Below are 14,564 nucleotides of genomic sequence, written 5' to 3' on the forward strand. Positions count from 1 at the left end.
CAGAATCATTTGGGCGATGCTTTACTATAAAACCGAGTACAGACCTGGCTAAACAACAAGAGCAATTACATACCCGAAAAACCGAACACAATTAATGAAGTAACAGGTAATACCGGCCTTCGAAAATGCTGAGAGAGCACAAGGTGTTGTAACACCGAACGGACGATAAGCAGCGAAGGCGCGGTTCTCATTAAGGCCAGAGCACAAAGATGCTCACAAACAGGTCGGATATACGTACGCAGTATTACTTTCTGTTACTCACAAAATGTTTGATCTATCCGAGGTGTCCATATATGTGCTTGTACCGTGCCAAAAGAGTGCTTACAGATGCGTCGTTCCTTCACATCTCACCCATAGGGATATGGAAAATGTCCGCTTGATGTAGGGAAGGTCACCGAGCCTGTGATCACGACATTGGCTCTTCCATGTATCGCCCTAAAATACCAGCCATGCCGATGGTTGAAGCCTCGTCATAGGGCAAGCATGTTGATTTAGGCCTTGATGACTCTAGGACGAATGAGAGAACCAATAATATTACCAAGCAGTTCCTTATACATTAGCTCTATTTCTTCCTTACTTATGCTCCCCCCACGTATGAGCATCTCTTGCATTTGATCCGGCTCTTTAACGAGATAACCAGTAGAAATAAAACCATTTTTTTCATAAAAGGCTTTGCGCTTTATTCGTTGCCGATAGTTTCTTGCCTGCTCATTAACTTCTTCAATATTCAATACCATCCTTTTTTCTGGGTACAGATCACCTAAGGCATCCATGACCTTACTTCCATAGCCCTTAGAACGGATTGATTCTGATACAGCCAAGAATTGTACAAATACAATATCCCTGTACTGAGTGAGATAGATAAGACCAATCCACTCTTCTCCATCATAAAGTACGCTAAAGCCCTTCTTACCCTTTCTCAGTTTAAAACGAAGCAGAAATGTCGGTATGCGTTGCGCACCGGGAAATGCCTCTTTATAAAGCTCGATCACTTTCGAGTAATTACCGTCACTCTTATTAAACGGCCGGAAATTGATGCTCACATCTAGTACACCTAACCTTTTTAGTGCCCGTGTGCCTTTCTCAGCAACCCGCTGAAAACCCAAGCCTTAACTATCTGTAATGCATAGAACTTATCAGCATTCGCTTAAACAAACCAACTGGAAAACCTGCTAGCAGCAGATGTAGCTAAATCGAAGAGATAGAATAAGCTGGTACAGATGCATCTGCGGACATGGATACCAGGCAAAAATCCCACTAAAACCGTGAGGTTTCCCCCCGTAGTCATTTCCCTTATAATCGCCGCTCATCCGTTCAAAGGTAAGCCAAGATGTTCCATATCGCCCTCTATGAGCCAGAGATTGCCCCCAACACCGGCAATATCATCCGCCTATGTGCCAACAACGGCTGCCAGCTGCACCTTATCGAGCCTCTGGGATTCGATCTCGAAGAGAAGAAGCTGCGCCGTGCGGGCCTGGACTACAGCGATCTGACCCGGGTCACCCGCCACAAGGACTTCGAGAGCTTCCTTGGCGCCATGGCTGGCAAGCGCATCATGGCCTGCACCACCAAGGGGAGTCGCCCCCATAGCGAAATAGCCTTCGAGAAGGACGACGTCTTGCTCTTTGGTCCCGAGACCCGCGGCCTGCCGATGGAAATCATCGAATCGATCCCCACCAGCCAGCGCCTGCGCATCCCAATGGCCTCCAGCAGCCGCAGCCTCAACCTGTCTAACTCGGTCGCCATCATCAGCTATGAGGCCTGGCGTCAGCTCGGCTACGAGGGCGCCTGCTAAACCCTTTCTGTGGAGTTTATGAGGCAGGATTAAGGGCGATGCCACGATAGACTTGATAGTCGTCATCGTCCTGATCCAGATATTGCACCTTCTGCAGCCATAACCAGCCATCCCCCTGCGGTGCGAAGCTGAGACGGATCATCGCCGGGCGCTGCTGCACTAGGCCCTTGCCTAAGAGAGAGAAACCCAGCTCATTTCGATAGAGGGTGAAATTGAGGGTCTTGTCCGGATCGACACCGTTGAAGTAGGTGAGCCTTATCTCGCCATCGCCCTCGCGGAACCACCAGGTCTCGCTCAGCGGATGGCTGGCGTGTTCGCTCACCGTGAGCATCAGCTGGCGCCGATCACCGCTGCAGAGTCCCTGTACCCTAACGGCTTTCACCAGCCACCTAGGCCTGGAAGCCTCCCCCTGCCAGCTTCCCGCCAGGGCCTGACAGAAATCGGCCAGGGCTATCTTCTGCGCAGAGACCGAGGGCGACAGCAAGATGGCAGAGAGCACCAACATGATGGCTAAGAGCAAGCGTGGCGATTTAAAACAGTTCAACATCTGGTTTTGTTTGGTGTAAATGGGTTTCTCGATAGGCATTTAACGCCTCGTGTATCGGCACGCCCTCAAGCAGGGCCGCAAACATCTGCCGTTCACAGTCCAAAGAATAATGCGCCTGTATCTCCCCTTGCAAGTGCATCCAGGCCGCTTGGGAATGACGCCGGGTCTTATCCCCCAACATGGCTTCCATCAGACTCAGCGCGGTGATCACATGGTTCAGTCGCTGTGAGATACGATCGTAAAACTGAAACGCCATCACCCCGCTGTCGATAGCCTGCATCAAACCATCGCTGTGAGCCAGGATCGCCTCTGGCGTATCGGCGTTGCCGTGGAGATGACGATTGACCTCGGACAGATGCTCGGCCATCTGGGTAAACAACTGCCCCAGCCCGGTCACGTTATGGTCGCCATCGGTCAACGACAGCTCTATCTGCGCCGTCGCCAGCAGAAGCAGCTTAGTGGTCTCCTGCAGGTGACACCAGTCGGCGTCATCACACACACATGCCTGGCAGCGAACGGACTCTGTAGACGGGTTGGCAGATTCCATGGACATCTCCTGATAAGGCTTGGCTAATACTCGGCTAGTACTCGGCTAATACTCGAGCGTGAACCTTATTAAACCTAGATGAAAGCCCATCGAAATGCGAACCCAGAGGGCGGAAAGCGGCCCCTTGGGAATGCCAGATAAAAAAGGCCCGCCGGGATTAACCGGCGAGCCTTATGCTGTCCCATGACTTAATGCTTACTGCGAGAAGCCGACTCCATTGATCTCCACCTGCTTCACCTCACCATACTGGGCGGCGATATCGGCGATCTTGCTGGCGTTGCCGATCAGCACGTATTGCAGCTTATCCTGAGGGAAGTAGCTCTGCACCAGACGCTGAGTCTCCGCCAGGGTCAGGCCATCGACATTCTTCTGGAAGTCGTTGATGAAGCTGTCGTCGAAGCCATAGAGGTACATGCTCGACAGCAGGCCGGCCAGTTGCGCACTGGTCTCGAACTTAGGCGGGAACTGCCCCTTCACATAGGCCTTGGCCGAGTCCAGGGTAGGCTGATCTATCCCCGCCTGCCATAGACGTGAATAGGTCTTCAGCGCCAGATCGATCGCCTCCTTGGTGGTCTCGCTCTTGGTGAAGGTGCTGATCCTGAACACGCCCCCCTGGGAGTAAGGGGTAAAGGCCGAGCGGGCACCATAGGTCAGCCCGGCGTTCACCCTTAACTCGTCATTGAGCCAGGAGGTGAAGCGGCCACCCAGGATAGTGTTGACCACCTGTAGCCCCACATAGTCAGGATTATTGCGGCTAATGCCCTTACCGCCGATCAGGAAGGTGGTCTCGATGGCGTCACCCTTGTTGACCAGCAGCACCTTGCTTGCGTCTAGCGAAGGCTGATCTTTGGCCAGGTCTTGCTTGGCGATCTCCTCGCCGTTTTGCCAGTCACCAAACAACTTGTCGAGCCTTGCCTTCATCTTAGTCGGCTCAAAGTCGCCGACAACGGAGATGGCAACATTCTGCGGCTGATAGTAGCTCTTGTGGAAGGCGCGCAGCTGGCTGACCGTCAGTTCTGCCAGAGAGTCACGGTTACCCGATGCCGGATTACCATAGGGGTGCTCGCCAAACACCAGCTTATCGAAGTAGCGGTGGATCACCACACGTGGGCTCTCCTTCTCCTGGGCCAGGCCCGCCATCTCGCGCTGACGCAGCTTATCGAACTCACCGTTATCGAAATCCGGTGCACGCAGCAGATCTCGTACCAGAGGTAGCATCTTCTCCGTGTCTTTGGCCATGAAGTCGGCATCGATGAAGCTGCCCTCTTTGCCTGCATCGGCGGCAATCGAGGCCCCGAGGAAGTCGACCATCTGCTCTATGTCTGACTTGCTCTTGCCGTTAGCCCCCAGCAGCAAGGACTTGGCCGTCATGTTGGCCACCCCAGAGGTGGTGTCCTTGACCGCACCGGCGCGCACCACGGCGCTAACGGTGATCAAAGGCACCTCTGTCTGTGGCATCAGGTAGACGGTTAGGCCGTTAGCCAGTTGATACTGCTCATAGGCGGGCATGGTGAAGCTGCCGGTATCGACCGTCTGGCTCTTTGTTGTCGCGGCGCAACCCGAGAGTGCCAGGGCGCCAGCTACCAGAGCTGCCGTACCCAACTTGGCGAATCCTTGGGGAATTTGAGTCAATAGGGTCTTCATTGGTCACTCTCCTCTGTGGCCGCGAGTACGCCAACGGTACGGTTGGCGCGACGTAGATAGGTTTGTGCGACACGCTGAATATCTTCTGGAGTCACCTTGTTATAGGCCTCAGGCGCATTGAACAGCTTGTCATAGCTGCCGAAGTAGAGCTCGTAGGTGCCTAAGGTATTGGCCTTGCCATTAATGGTTTCCATGGCGCGGTAGAAGTTCATCAGTTTGATGTTCTTCACCTTCTCAAGCTCATCCTGGGTCACACCTTGTTGTGCGATGCGATTGATCTCGCCAATCATGGCGCTCTCTAACTCCTTGGCGGTAATGCCAGGGTTGGCGACGCCCATCACATAGAAGAGATTAGGGTCGAAGCTCATCGGCATATAGGTTTCCACCTCGATGGCCACCTGCTTCTCTACCAAGGCTTGATACAAACGCGAGCTGTTGCCCGTGGTCAGGATAGAGGAAAGCAGATCCAGGGCGTAGTAGTCCTGATTCGAGGTCGCCGGCACATGGTAGGCCAGCATCACGTTCGGCGTGCTTACCGATGGCTTCTGCACGAAGACGCGGCGCTCCCCCTTCTGCAGGGGTTCGACCGTCTTCACCTCCCGTGGCGGAGTCTGGGCGGGAATAGGCGCAAAGTACTTGTTGGCCAGGGCTTTGACCTCATTAAGCTTCACATCACCGGCAATCACCACCACGGCATTGTTGGGCGCATAGTAGGTCTTGTGGTACTGCACCAGATCGTCCTGGGTCCAGGCGGCGATATCCGACTCGTGACCGATCACCGACCAGCTGTATGGATGAGCGCGAAATGCCGAGCCCTTAACCTCTTCCTGCAGGGTGCGCCAGTTGGAGTTTTCCAGGCCTGTGGTGCGCTCCGAGGCCACCACGCCGCGCTCGCTCTCTACCATCTGAGGATTGATATCCAGGTGCGCGATACGATCCGCCTCGAGATCGAAGATGGTCTCCAGGGCGTTGGCCGGGAACCAATCTGTGTAGACGGTAAGGTTTTCTGTGGTGTAGGCGTTGTTGGCACCGCCAGCCGCCTCCATGGTGCGGTCGAACATCTTAGGACCAAACTTCTTCGAGCCGTTAAACATCATGTGTTCGAAGAAGTGGGAGATCCCTGTGATGCCGGGCACCTCGTTGCGGGATCCCACCTTCCAAAATAGATACATGTTGGCATTTGGGATGGATGCATCTTCTAGCACCATGATTTTCATGCCATTATCTAGCGTGAAGCTTTTTATGTCTTCGACCTGAGTTGCCTGCGCCCCCATGGAGGAGAGGAGTCCCCCAATGGAGAGGCACAGCGCGATCATCTTTCGCATCATCTGTCGTTCCCTCATTCGTGAGCAGATAGAATTTATCTCGGTATCCGGTGGCGACTCACGCGAGCCGTCTACGTTTATTCGAGAACTATAAGAGGCGAAATTATAAATAAGATCAAGTCTGTTGTAGCGACTATCGCGGGAGAGAATTGTAACTTATTGCTTTTATGCCATGCTTAGACACAAACAGACGACACCTAACATGACGATACCTAAGCCGAGGGAACGCGCCTTGCCACACACCACAGAGATAGATCTAGCCTATCTAAACCGCATCAACTGCAACACAGAGGCGCAGTTGCAGATACTTACCCCACTCAGGCCCATCAGGCTAAAGACCCGACTGATAGGCATTGATCCCGATAACGCCATCATACTCGCCTTAGGCCAGGACAAATACTGGCAGGCCGCCCAGGACTATATCACTCAGGGGCAAGGGGTCGTGGTGCGCCTGATCAACAGCGACGATCCCGAGGCTAACATCCTCGCCTTTCGAAGCCAGATCAAAACCTTGCTCAACAATGCCGGCCGCTGGCTAGTGGTGAATTACCTCAAGGAGTTGCAGAGTGTGGCCCTGAGACAACACTGCCGCATTCCGGTCCACCTGGCCGCCTCGATACATGAACGCCAGGCAGAGGGTCACTCCACCCATGTCTGCTCCAGCGGCTTCCTGCAGGATGTCTCGGTCAAGGGGGGGCCTACATAGGCGAAGAGATAGAAGGGGCCACCCTAGACAAGGGCTACCGTTTACAAGTCAAATTTGAAGAGACGCCAGAGACACTTAGCGTGCCTATCACATTGAAAAATATTCAGTCTCCCGAGCCGGGACGCAGTCAGTATCAATATGGTTTCACCTTAGACGAGAGCCAAGAGGAAGAAACCCCGAACGACTTTGCCCAGAAGGTGATCATCAATCACCTGATGCAGCAACCTAATAATTAGAGATGGCCGGGTTTACAAGCCTAGCTTGGTAAAGAAGACCACATCCTTGTCTATCACCTCCAGCTGCCAGTTAAACGCTTTGGCGATCCACTCGAAGGTGGCCGTGCTGTAGAAGCGGATATGAGTCTGGTCCTGCTTGTAATGCCAGTTGGCAAAGGCGGCTTCGCCCAGCACCCGCTTGGTCATGATAGCCAGACAGGTGCCCGGCTTCATCATGGCATCCAGGCGTTTTAGCAGGGCTGAGGCATCTGCCACATGCTCTATCACCTCTGTCATGGTGATGAAGTCATATTGCTGCTTAAGCAACTGCTCGTCGGGGAAGTAGTAGAGATCATAGTTCTCCATGGCGATGCCCACCTCGCCCGCCATCACGCTGATGGTCGGCCCTGGACCACAGCCGAAATCCAGTCCTCTATGGTCACTGGTCAGTCGCTCGCGCAGGGGTAACCAGGTACGCCCAAGGAAACGCCTGTAGCCCTGATCCCTGCTGTCATTTTGGTGATGATCGTAAAACGCCTTCTCCGCCTCGGGAGTCAGGAGATACGCATCGGGGACGCTCACCAGCTGACACCGATTACAGATCTTATATTCTCTGTGCTTATCGCGATGAAAGCACGCCAGGTTCTCACTATGACAAAGGGGACAAAGACTCACAGGGTATCCAACTAGCTTTTAGGTTTGGGAATTTTTCTTTCTTGGGCCGCGGCTTCGCGCGCCTCTTTAAGGTATTTAGACTCACGACGCTCGCGTTCATTAAACTGACGCTGAGCCTTCTCGCGCTGGGCCTCTTGCCACTCACCCGATTGCTGGCGCTCGAGCACTGCCTGCTCCCTGTCCTGGGTAGCCCTGGCCGCCTCTCTGGCCTTCTTCAGCTGCTCGGCCTCCGTCTGGCGCGCAATCTCACTTGCCTCCTCGGCCTTAGGACTCATACGCTTATGTTCCTTCGCCGCCAGATCTAGGCTCAGGCTAGCCAGCAACACCAAGACGATGCAAGAAATTGAGCGGGTCGACATGAGAGTTATCCTTAACCAGATGAGAATCTGTGCCGATTCTAGCACTATCGCGCGCACAAAGCTGAAAAACCTCAGGCCCATGCCCTGCGGGAAATTGTTAACATATGTCATAAAAATGACTGAAAAACCATGCAAAAACCTATCCTTAGGTTTGAGTCTCTTGCCAATTCGCGGTATTTTTAACCCAATCGGCAAAGAGATAAGCAGCGAAGACACGATGAAGGCTGCTCATTGCCCCATTTGCTAGCCATCACCCGGAGCACCCTATGGGCCCTTGGTTAACCTTACTGGCGCAGCTAGACAGCGCACAGCCTGAGATAAAACGGCAACTCGACAGTTGGCGCCAGGATGAGTGTGCTTACCTGGCCATTCTCAAGGGACACTCCTTTATCGGCGCCAGTCAGGGCACGCTGGACTACTTCCACACCCAGCGAGACAGCTTTATCAATGCCACCCCCTACGACTTCTCACCACGCATTCAAGCCAGCGGCATCAACAGCATAGAGCAGGCCCAGCAGCTAATTGAGCGGGTCCACCAAGGAGAGGTTGTCAGCACAAACTGGCTGCACATGAGTCAACTGGGCCGCGAGCTGCCCACTAGGGTCTCAATGCTGCCGGCGACACATCAGGACGGCCAGGTGATCTTGGTGCGCTTCGATCCTGCCGACCGCAGGGCCAAGAGGCGAGAAGATGTTTCCAACGGCTTCGATCGTCTGCCGCCGCAGCTGATCTCAAGCATATTGGAAGATAGCGCCGAGGCCGTCTACATCAGCAACCGCAAACATAAGGTGATCGCCGTCAATAAGGCGATGTGCCGCATCTATGGTTATAGCGCCGATCAACTGCTCGGCCGCAGTTCGTTGGAGCTACAAGGTTTTTGCGACATCAGCGAGAGGCAAACAGATTTCCTGCAGAGCCTGGAAGATCGCGGCAGCTGGCAGGGCGAGACCCTCAAGACCCGCTCCGATGGCAGCCAGTTTCCCGCCTGGGAAAGCTGCCGTAAGCTGCAGATCGATGGCGAGACCTTCTATGTCACCCTCTTCAGCGACATCAGCGCCAAGAAACGTCTTGAATCGCGCCTGACCCAGCAGGCCATGGTCGACACTCTGACCGGCCTGCCCAATCGTCACCAGCTCAAGCTACAACTGGATCAGGCCCTTGTGATTGCTCAAGAGGAAGGCAAGCTAGGCGCCGTCATCTTCATGGATCTTAACGGTTTCAAGAATGTGAACGATTGCTTCGGTCACGCCACGGGCGACAAGGTGCTGCAACTGGTCGCGGCTCGCCTGGAGGCCAGCTGTATCGACAAGGCAAGCATTGCCCGCCTCGGTGGCGACGAATTTACCTTAGTGCTGAGCGATTGCCAGGATAGAGAGGAGATAGAGGCCATCTCGAAACAGCTGCTGGCCATATTCGACGCTCCCTTCGAGATCAACGGTCAGAAATTCTACCTGGGCACCAGCATAGGTATCGCCCTCTTCCCAAAACACAGCGATCAGGCAGCTCAGCTGCTCAGCTTTGCCGATACCGCCATGTATTGCGCCAAGAAGAGCCCCACCCATGTGCTCTTCTACGATAGCCAGATGCACAGGGATGCCCAATACAAGCTAAAGACCATCAACGACCTGCGCCATGCCTTCAACCTCGACCAATTCAAGCTAGCCTATCAGGTGATCGTCAATCTCGATGGCAGCCAGGTAATAGGCGTCGAGGCCTTACTACGCTGGCATAAGAGTGAGGAGGAGATCGTCGAGGCCTGTGATTTCGTGCCCCTACTGGAAGAAACCGGCCTGTTGATCAACATAGGTCAGTGGGTGCTCACCACCGCCTGCGAACAGGTTGCCAAGTGGCGCGCAGATACGGGCAAGCCGCTACAGGCCTGCGTAAATGTCTCAGCGACCCAACTGGAACACCCGGATTTTGTCCAGCAGGTGACCCGCGCCTTAATCTCCAGCGGCCTGCCCGCCAAAGGCCTGGTGCTGGAGATCACCGAGTCGGCCCTGCTACGCCAACCTAAGCGGGTCAAGAACACCCTGCTCCACCTCAAGGCCTTGGGCGTAAGCATCGCCATCGATGACTTCGGCGCCGGGCTCTCTTCACTCAGTAAATTAGGCAGCCTGCCCATAGACACGCTCAAGATAGATGCGGGCTTTGCCGAGCGCCTCAACGAACCTCAGGGACGAGAGCTCTGCCAGGCCATGATTCAACTTGCTCAGGCACTCAAGATTCAATTTGTAGTAGAAGGGGTCGAGACGCTGGAGCAGAAACAGATTCTGGCGGGCATGGGCCAAGGGTTTGCCCAGGGGTACTTTTATGGGTATCCGACGGCGGCAGAGCAGTTTACCAAGGCAAACTTCATCCTGCATTGAACCGATAACTGTGTCAGCGCCTCGAAGGCAATACTGCCTCCCTGCACGGACAGTAAACTGACACAGCTATCTGACCACTCTATCTTGAGTGACTCAGACTATTAGACCTTAATTCGTTTCAGATTATCGTGATCTACCCCATAGGCTGTTCCGGCAACCTATGGCTGGTTCACAGTTTTATCACCAAGTTATTTGGGCTCGTATCTTTGCCTCACCGCCGCGGGCATGGCCGCCAGACGTTTCTCTACCAGAGCTGCCAGGGCATCATGGAGTGGCGACACATCGCAGCCGGGTTCCAGGGTCTCAATGGCCAGCGCCGCCGCCTCCAGGGTCGACAGGCTATCGTCACGCTTGGCCTTACGTATGGTGTACTTGGAGGGGGCGTCGAGATCCAGATGTACCCCTGTAAACTCAAGCAGCCAGGGATTTAACTGCAACAACTTGTAGGCCTTGCGCCAGGTGCCGTCTAGCAGCAACAAGATCGTATCATGGTGCTGCACAGACGCCTCGAGCGGCTGGCTGGTTTCGCTGGGGTAGAGCAGACACACGGGCCGGCTTTGCGCCGCGAGATATTCCCTCAGGTCGGCAAAATCTTCCGGTGTCTCTCCCACCACCAGCCGCAACTGCTCCCCCATCACCGCCTGCATCAGCTTGACGCTGTTCTTGGCATGGGACACCTCGCTGGGGTGCTGCAACACGATCAGTTCGACGCGGGTAGATAACTGACGAATACTGTCACACAGGCAGGCATTGACTGGGTATTGGCATTGGGGGCAAACGGGACGGCTCACAAGATCCTCGATAGAGATGGCTGGGCGCTAAACCTAACCGAGTTGACACACTGTGCGACTCGGCCACTTAAAACTCACGCATAAAAATCAAACCTTTACACAACAATCGATTAACAAATATAATCCGGCGCTGGGCAATGGCTCGTCTTAAAGCAAGATTATAACGGGCAGCTGAGTGTTATCACAGCATGGACGCTGCCAATATAACTACAAGGAAGAAGAACATGAAAAAACAGCTACTCACACTCCCTCTGCTCCTAGGGTTAACGACACAGGCGTTTGCCGGTGAAGCCGTTAACACCTTTCAACATGAAGCCAATGTAAATTTCGGCACCGACACAGATCACTTCGAGGACGGTGTCTGGAACCTTGACTACCGCTTCTATTTTAAACCTGTGGAAAACAACAATGCTCCCCAAGCACTAGCGGGATTCCTGGCGCAATCCTCCTATCTAGGCGGTATGTATGCTCAGGCCAACGCCTATGACGATACGGTTCGCTACACTGTGGATGGCCGATATGTGATGGACTCCAATTGGTTCATAGGTGCAAATTATCTCTATCTCGACGTGGATCAAGAAGACTTTATTGCGGTGCCGAGGGATGAAGATCAAACCGGTTATGGCATCAACTTCGGCTACTATTTTAACGACAGCTCCGAAGTCGCCATCTATTACCAGTACCAAGGCAACTCAGACTCTTGGAGCCTGATCACAGAGGAGGTCGTTGATTTCGATCTAGACAACAATCTTTATGGCGCTCATATCCGTACCTACTTCCCGCTACAATCGACCACAGGCTTAGATCTAAAGGCCCAGATCGAATATGGCAAACTAGAAAGCAGCAGTGTCATCGCTTCCCGATCGATAGAGAGTCGCTATAAAAATGACACCACTCAAGTGAGTCTGAGCGCCGACTGGTATATCACCCCAGCCTGGTCCGTTGGCGCCGGTTATAGCTGGTTCAATAGTGATGCAAAATCCCAGTTGCCCACCACAGAGAATACCGTTAGCACATACAGCTATGATGACAGCATCAACCTGTTTAGCCTGTCGACGAAATATTGGTGGCAAATCTCCAACAGCTTCGCCGCTAACTTCGCCGGGATTAAGCGATTTTCCGATGAAGATACCGCAGATGACTTCCTTATCGGTATTGGGGTAAACGCCCGCTTCTAACGTCAGCCCTAAAAAAAAGCCTGCATTGAGGTCACTAATGCAGGCTAAAAGGGTGTTGCTAATGGATTAGGTTGCGCCTATCAATGGGCGTGACGCTCTTGGTGCCAGGTGTCCAGGCGGCTGATATTCATGGCAACCAGCAGCAGGCTCGCTAGGCCACCCATGACGACGACCACGGCGTAGGGGGCGGTAAGCGAGGTCTGCTGTACCAGGCCCGCCAGAATCGAGGCGCCGCTCATCTGAATGAAGCCAAGCATGGCGGTCGCCGTACCTGCACGCTCACCAAAGCCCGCCAGGGCCATGCTGGTCGCCGGACCGAGCAGCAGGGCGAAACCGATACACAAGAGCATCATAGGCAGCATGAAGCCGAAGGCGGCCGCGAGTCCCGCCTGTGGGCCTGCCCACTGCACACCAAGCTGCAGCAGTGCCGAGACCAACATGGTGCAGAGGGCTAAGATAACGGTCGGGCGGTTACCCAGCTTTTGAATCACCACTGGCGCCGCGAAACAGGCGGCAATATTCACCAAAGCATTGAGGCCAAACAGGCCACTAAAGGTCAGCTCGGACACCCCTATGGTCTCGATGAGCCACACGGGTGAATAGGAGACATAGGTCAAAATGGCTGCCATGCCCGCCATACAGGCAAAAGCATAGAACATAAAGTGCGGGTCCATCACGACAGGCTTGTAACGCGACCAGCGATAGAGGGCCCCTTCCGTCACCGTATTGGCCGGGCGCGTCTCTGGCAGACGATAACCGACGATGATCATAGTGATGATGGCGTATAGGGTCATAAACACGAAAGTAGAGCGCCAGCCAAACTGCAGTGCCAGCAGGCCACCCAGGGTGGGTGCCAGAGCAGGGATCACACAGATCACCCCGTTAAGATAGCTGTAGTAGCGGGCCCCCTCTTTGGGCGTGAAGCAATCTCGGACGGCACTAAAGACCACGATAGAAGTTGAACAGGCCGCTAGGCCCTGCAGCACGCGAGCCAGTTGCAGCCAGTGAAACTCCATCGCCACCACGGCCAACAGGCTACTGGCAATATAGAGCAGCAGACCACCTAGGGCTATGGGACGGCGACCGAAGCGATCCGCCAGCGGACCGATCAACACCTGACCGACCCCCATGGCAAACAGAAACAGCACCAGCGTCGATTGCACCTGACTGGCCGACACGGCAAATTCGGCCGCCATCACGGGCATAGAGGGCAGATAGATGTCGATGGCCAAGGGACTCAAGACCACCATCAACATGAGTATGGGTAACAGGTTTCGACGCATATTTCTCTAATTTTATGTAGGGGTAAAGGTAATGCTAACTATTTTAGTCCAGCCAAGTTATGAACAGAAATGGTATAATTTCAAAAGCTAATTTCCTGTAAGGAATATCTAATGAATCTCGACAACCTGGCACGAATAGACCTCAACCTACTTGTGATGTTGCAGGTGCTACTGGAGGAGCGCAGTGTGACCCGCGCCGCCAGCCGTCTGCACCTAAGTCAATCGGCCCTGAGCAAGAGCCTCAACCGCCTACGCGATACCCTGGGAGATCCTCTGTTCATCCGCACCGCACACGGCCTAAAGCCCACGGCTCACGCCGCCCTGCTAGGCCAGCAACTGCCGGACATGTTACAGGGGCTCTATCAGCTGACTCAGCCACCGAGTTTCAATCCTGCCAGCAGCAGGCGTCAGTTCTCCTTCGCCATGGTTGAGAGTGCCTACGAGACACTACTCCCCAATTTCATCGGCCCCCTGCTCAACAACGCCCCCAACCTCAGGCTAGACTCCTACCTGTGGACGGAGAAGTCCCTCTCCTCCCTGCAGAAGGGGCAGATAGACTTCGGCATCACGGGAAGAGACATCAACCCACAGTCGGATCTGATCATCGACAGGCTACCTGAGGGCATAGCCCATCAGACGCTGTTTACCGATCATCAGGTCTGTCTGGTACGCCAAGGCCACCCCATGCTGCCGGCCATTCGTAATCATCAGTGGGATCTCGACATCTATCTGGAGATGTCCCATGTGCAGGTGCGCTGCGAGGGTAACGAGTGGTGGGCGTTGGACTACTTTTTGGCAAAAAAAGGACAACGGCGTCACCTGAGCACCACAGTGCCGGACTTCTATGGCGCCGCCAGCGTCTGCGCCCATAGCGATCTTATCTTTACCCTGCCCTCCAGCTTTGCCGCCCACGCCCGCAAGCTCTACGCCCTGGAGGAGCTGCCGCTGCCGTTCGATTTCCACTCGTTGGCCTATGTGCTGCTGTGGCATGAACGTAACGATGACGAACCCGGGCACAAGTGGATTCGCGAGACCATCTGCAAGCGTGTCGCCCAGGCAGTTAACCTGCCCGAGGATGCGTTATCTGCATCCGGTTCAGCTTAGGTTAACCTTGCCCCGATTAAGATAAG

The 14,564-nt window shown here is 54.3% G+C and carries 15 protein-coding genes; 6 read left to right on the forward strand and 9 right to left on the reverse strand.

Going from position 1 to position 14,564, the window contains the following annotated elements; translation table 11 throughout:
• Positions 1-491 precede the first annotated feature (491 nt).
• Entirely contained in the window at positions 492-1,043 is a 552-nt protein-coding gene (locus tag GNT65_RS12560; protein ID WP_160796712.1) for a GNAT family N-acetyltransferase, read from the reverse strand.
• Between the two features lie 287 nt (positions 1,044-1,330).
• Here GNT65_RS12560 and trmL point away from each other — a divergent pair, with 287 nt between their 5' ends.
• Positions 1,331-1,795: a tRNA (uridine(34)/cytosine(34)/5-carboxymethylaminomethyluridine(34)-2'-O)-methyltransferase TrmL gene (gene trmL, locus GNT65_RS12565; protein ID WP_160796714.1), complete on the forward strand. Its 465-nt coding sequence runs from the start codon at positions 1,331-1,333 to the stop codon at positions 1,793-1,795.
• Between the two features lie 16 nt (positions 1,796-1,811).
• On the opposite strand, the gene GNT65_RS12570 is transcribed toward trmL, so the two are convergent.
• The 4 genes from GNT65_RS12570 to GNT65_RS12585 form a co-directional block, all read right to left on the reverse strand.
• The gene (locus GNT65_RS12570; RefSeq protein ID WP_160796716.1) at positions 1,812-2,342 is read right to left on the reverse strand and encodes a hypothetical protein; all 531 of its coding nucleotides are present in this window, start codon (positions 2,340-2,342) and stop codon (positions 1,812-1,814) included.
• Positions 2,326-2,889 (reverse strand): hypothetical protein, encoded by a 564-nt coding sequence (locus tag GNT65_RS12575; RefSeq protein WP_160796718.1) that lies wholly within the window; start codon positions 2,887-2,889, stop codon positions 2,326-2,328. The genes GNT65_RS12570 and GNT65_RS12575 overlap by 17 nt, the downstream gene beginning before the upstream one ends.
• Before the next feature lie 195 nt (positions 2,890-3,084).
• Positions 3,085-4,533, reverse strand: coding sequence for a M16 family metallopeptidase (locus GNT65_RS12580; RefSeq protein ID WP_160796720.1), 1,449 nt, complete (start codon positions 4,531-4,533; stop codon positions 3,085-3,087).
• Positions 4,530-5,861, reverse strand: a complete 1,332-nt coding sequence (locus GNT65_RS12585) for a M16 family metallopeptidase (RefSeq protein WP_160796722.1) — start codon at positions 5,859-5,861, stop codon at positions 4,530-4,532. Before GNT65_RS12585 ends, GNT65_RS12580 begins: the two co-directional genes overlap by 4 nt.
• Positions 5,862-6,060: 199 nt before the next feature.
• Between GNT65_RS12585 and GNT65_RS12590 the strand changes: the two genes are divergently transcribed.
• Together GNT65_RS12590 and GNT65_RS12595 are read left to right on the forward strand one after the other, a co-directional pair.
• Complete coding sequence (locus GNT65_RS12590) at positions 6,061-6,564, forward strand: flagellar brake domain-containing protein (protein ID WP_160796724.1); 504 nt, start codon at positions 6,061-6,063, stop codon at positions 6,562-6,564.
• 80 nt (positions 6,565-6,644) lie between these two features.
• The gene (locus GNT65_RS12595; RefSeq protein ID WP_160796726.1) at positions 6,645-6,800 is read left to right on the forward strand and encodes a hypothetical protein; all 156 of its coding nucleotides are present in this window, start codon (positions 6,645-6,647) and stop codon (positions 6,798-6,800) included.
• 12 nt (positions 6,801-6,812) lie between these two features.
• Here the strand turns inward: GNT65_RS12595 and GNT65_RS12600 are convergent, their stop codons facing one another.
• Together GNT65_RS12600 and GNT65_RS12605 are read right to left on the reverse strand one after the other, a co-directional pair.
• Entirely contained in the window at positions 6,813-7,454 is a 642-nt protein-coding gene (locus tag GNT65_RS12600; protein ID WP_160796728.1) for a methyltransferase domain-containing protein, read from the reverse strand.
• Positions 7,455-7,465: 11 nt separating this feature from the next.
• Positions 7,466-7,813, reverse strand: a complete 348-nt coding sequence (locus tag GNT65_RS12605; RefSeq protein WP_160796730.1) for a hypothetical protein — start codon at positions 7,811-7,813, stop codon at positions 7,466-7,468.
• Positions 7,814-8,079: 266 nt separating this feature from the next.
• Here GNT65_RS12605 and GNT65_RS12610 point away from each other — a divergent pair, with 266 nt between their 5' ends.
• A complete protein-coding gene (locus GNT65_RS12610; protein ID WP_160796732.1) occupies positions 8,080-10,182 on the forward strand; it encodes a putative bifunctional diguanylate cyclase/phosphodiesterase in 2,103 nt (700 codons plus the stop codon).
• A 188-nt stretch (positions 10,183-10,370) separates the two neighbouring features.
• On the opposite strand, the gene GNT65_RS12615 is transcribed toward GNT65_RS12610, so the two are convergent.
• A complete protein-coding gene (locus GNT65_RS12615) occupies positions 10,371-10,973 on the reverse strand; it encodes a DTW domain-containing protein (RefSeq protein ID WP_160796734.1) in 603 nt (200 codons plus the stop codon).
• A 224-nt stretch (positions 10,974-11,197) separates the two neighbouring features.
• On the opposite strand from GNT65_RS12615, the gene GNT65_RS12620 reads away from it, so the two are divergent.
• Positions 11,198-12,151, forward strand: coding sequence for an MtrB/PioB family outer membrane beta-barrel protein (locus GNT65_RS12620; protein WP_160796736.1), 954 nt, complete (start codon positions 11,198-11,200; stop codon positions 12,149-12,151).
• Between the two features lie 80 nt (positions 12,152-12,231).
• On the opposite strand, the gene GNT65_RS12625 is transcribed toward GNT65_RS12620, so the two are convergent.
• On the reverse strand, positions 12,232-13,434 hold the full coding sequence (locus tag GNT65_RS12625; protein ID WP_160796738.1) for a multidrug effflux MFS transporter: 1,203 nt from the start codon (positions 13,432-13,434) through the stop codon (positions 12,232-12,234).
• A gap of 111 nt (positions 13,435-13,545) precedes the next feature.
• Between GNT65_RS12625 and GNT65_RS12630 the strand changes: the two genes are divergently transcribed.
• Complete coding sequence (locus GNT65_RS12630; protein ID WP_160796740.1) at positions 13,546-14,538, forward strand: LysR substrate-binding domain-containing protein; 993 nt, start codon at positions 13,546-13,548, stop codon at positions 14,536-14,538.
• Positions 14,539-14,564 lie beyond the last annotated feature (26 nt).

Origin of the sequence: Shewanella insulae (assembly GCF_009831655.1) — a bacterium.
Lineage (GTDB): Bacteria > Pseudomonadota > Gammaproteobacteria > Enterobacterales > Shewanellaceae > Shewanella > Shewanella insulae.

Bases quoted from the DNA above. Each gene is read 5' to 3' on its own strand.
- trmL (WP_160796714.1), top strand. From the start codon at position 1,331: ATGTTCCATATCGCCCTCTATGAGCCAGAGATTGCCCCCAACACCGGC.
- GNT65_RS12580 (WP_160796720.1), bottom strand. From the start codon at position 4,533: ATGAAGACCCTATTGACTCAAATTCCCCAAGGATTCGCCAAGTTGGGT.
- GNT65_RS12625 (WP_160796738.1), bottom strand. From the start codon at position 13,434: ATGCGTCGAAACCTGTTACCCATACTCATGTTGATGGTGGTCTTGAGT.
- GNT65_RS12605 (WP_160796730.1), bottom strand. From the start codon at position 7,813: ATGTCGACCCGCTCAATTTCTTGCATCGTCTTGGTGTTGCTGGCTAGC.
- GNT65_RS12570 (WP_160796716.1), bottom strand. From the start codon at position 2,342: ATGTTGAACTGTTTTAAATCGCCACGCTTGCTCTTAGCCATCATGTTG.
- GNT65_RS12585 (WP_160796722.1), bottom strand. From the start codon at position 5,861: ATGATGCGAAAGATGATCGCGCTGTGCCTCTCCATTGGGGGACTCCTC.
- GNT65_RS12620 (WP_160796736.1), top strand. From the start codon at position 11,198: ATGAAAAAACAGCTACTCACACTCCCTCTGCTCCTAGGGTTAACGACA.
- GNT65_RS12630 (WP_160796740.1), top strand. From the start codon at position 13,546: ATGAATCTCGACAACCTGGCACGAATAGACCTCAACCTACTTGTGATG.
- GNT65_RS12590 (WP_160796724.1), top strand. From the start codon at position 6,061: ATGACGATACCTAAGCCGAGGGAACGCGCCTTGCCACACACCACAGAG.
- GNT65_RS12575 (WP_160796718.1), bottom strand. From the start codon at position 2,889: ATGGAATCTGCCAACCCGTCTACAGAGTCCGTTCGCTGCCAGGCATGT.
- GNT65_RS12610 (WP_160796732.1), top strand. From the start codon at position 8,080: ATGGGCCCTTGGTTAACCTTACTGGCGCAGCTAGACAGCGCACAGCCT.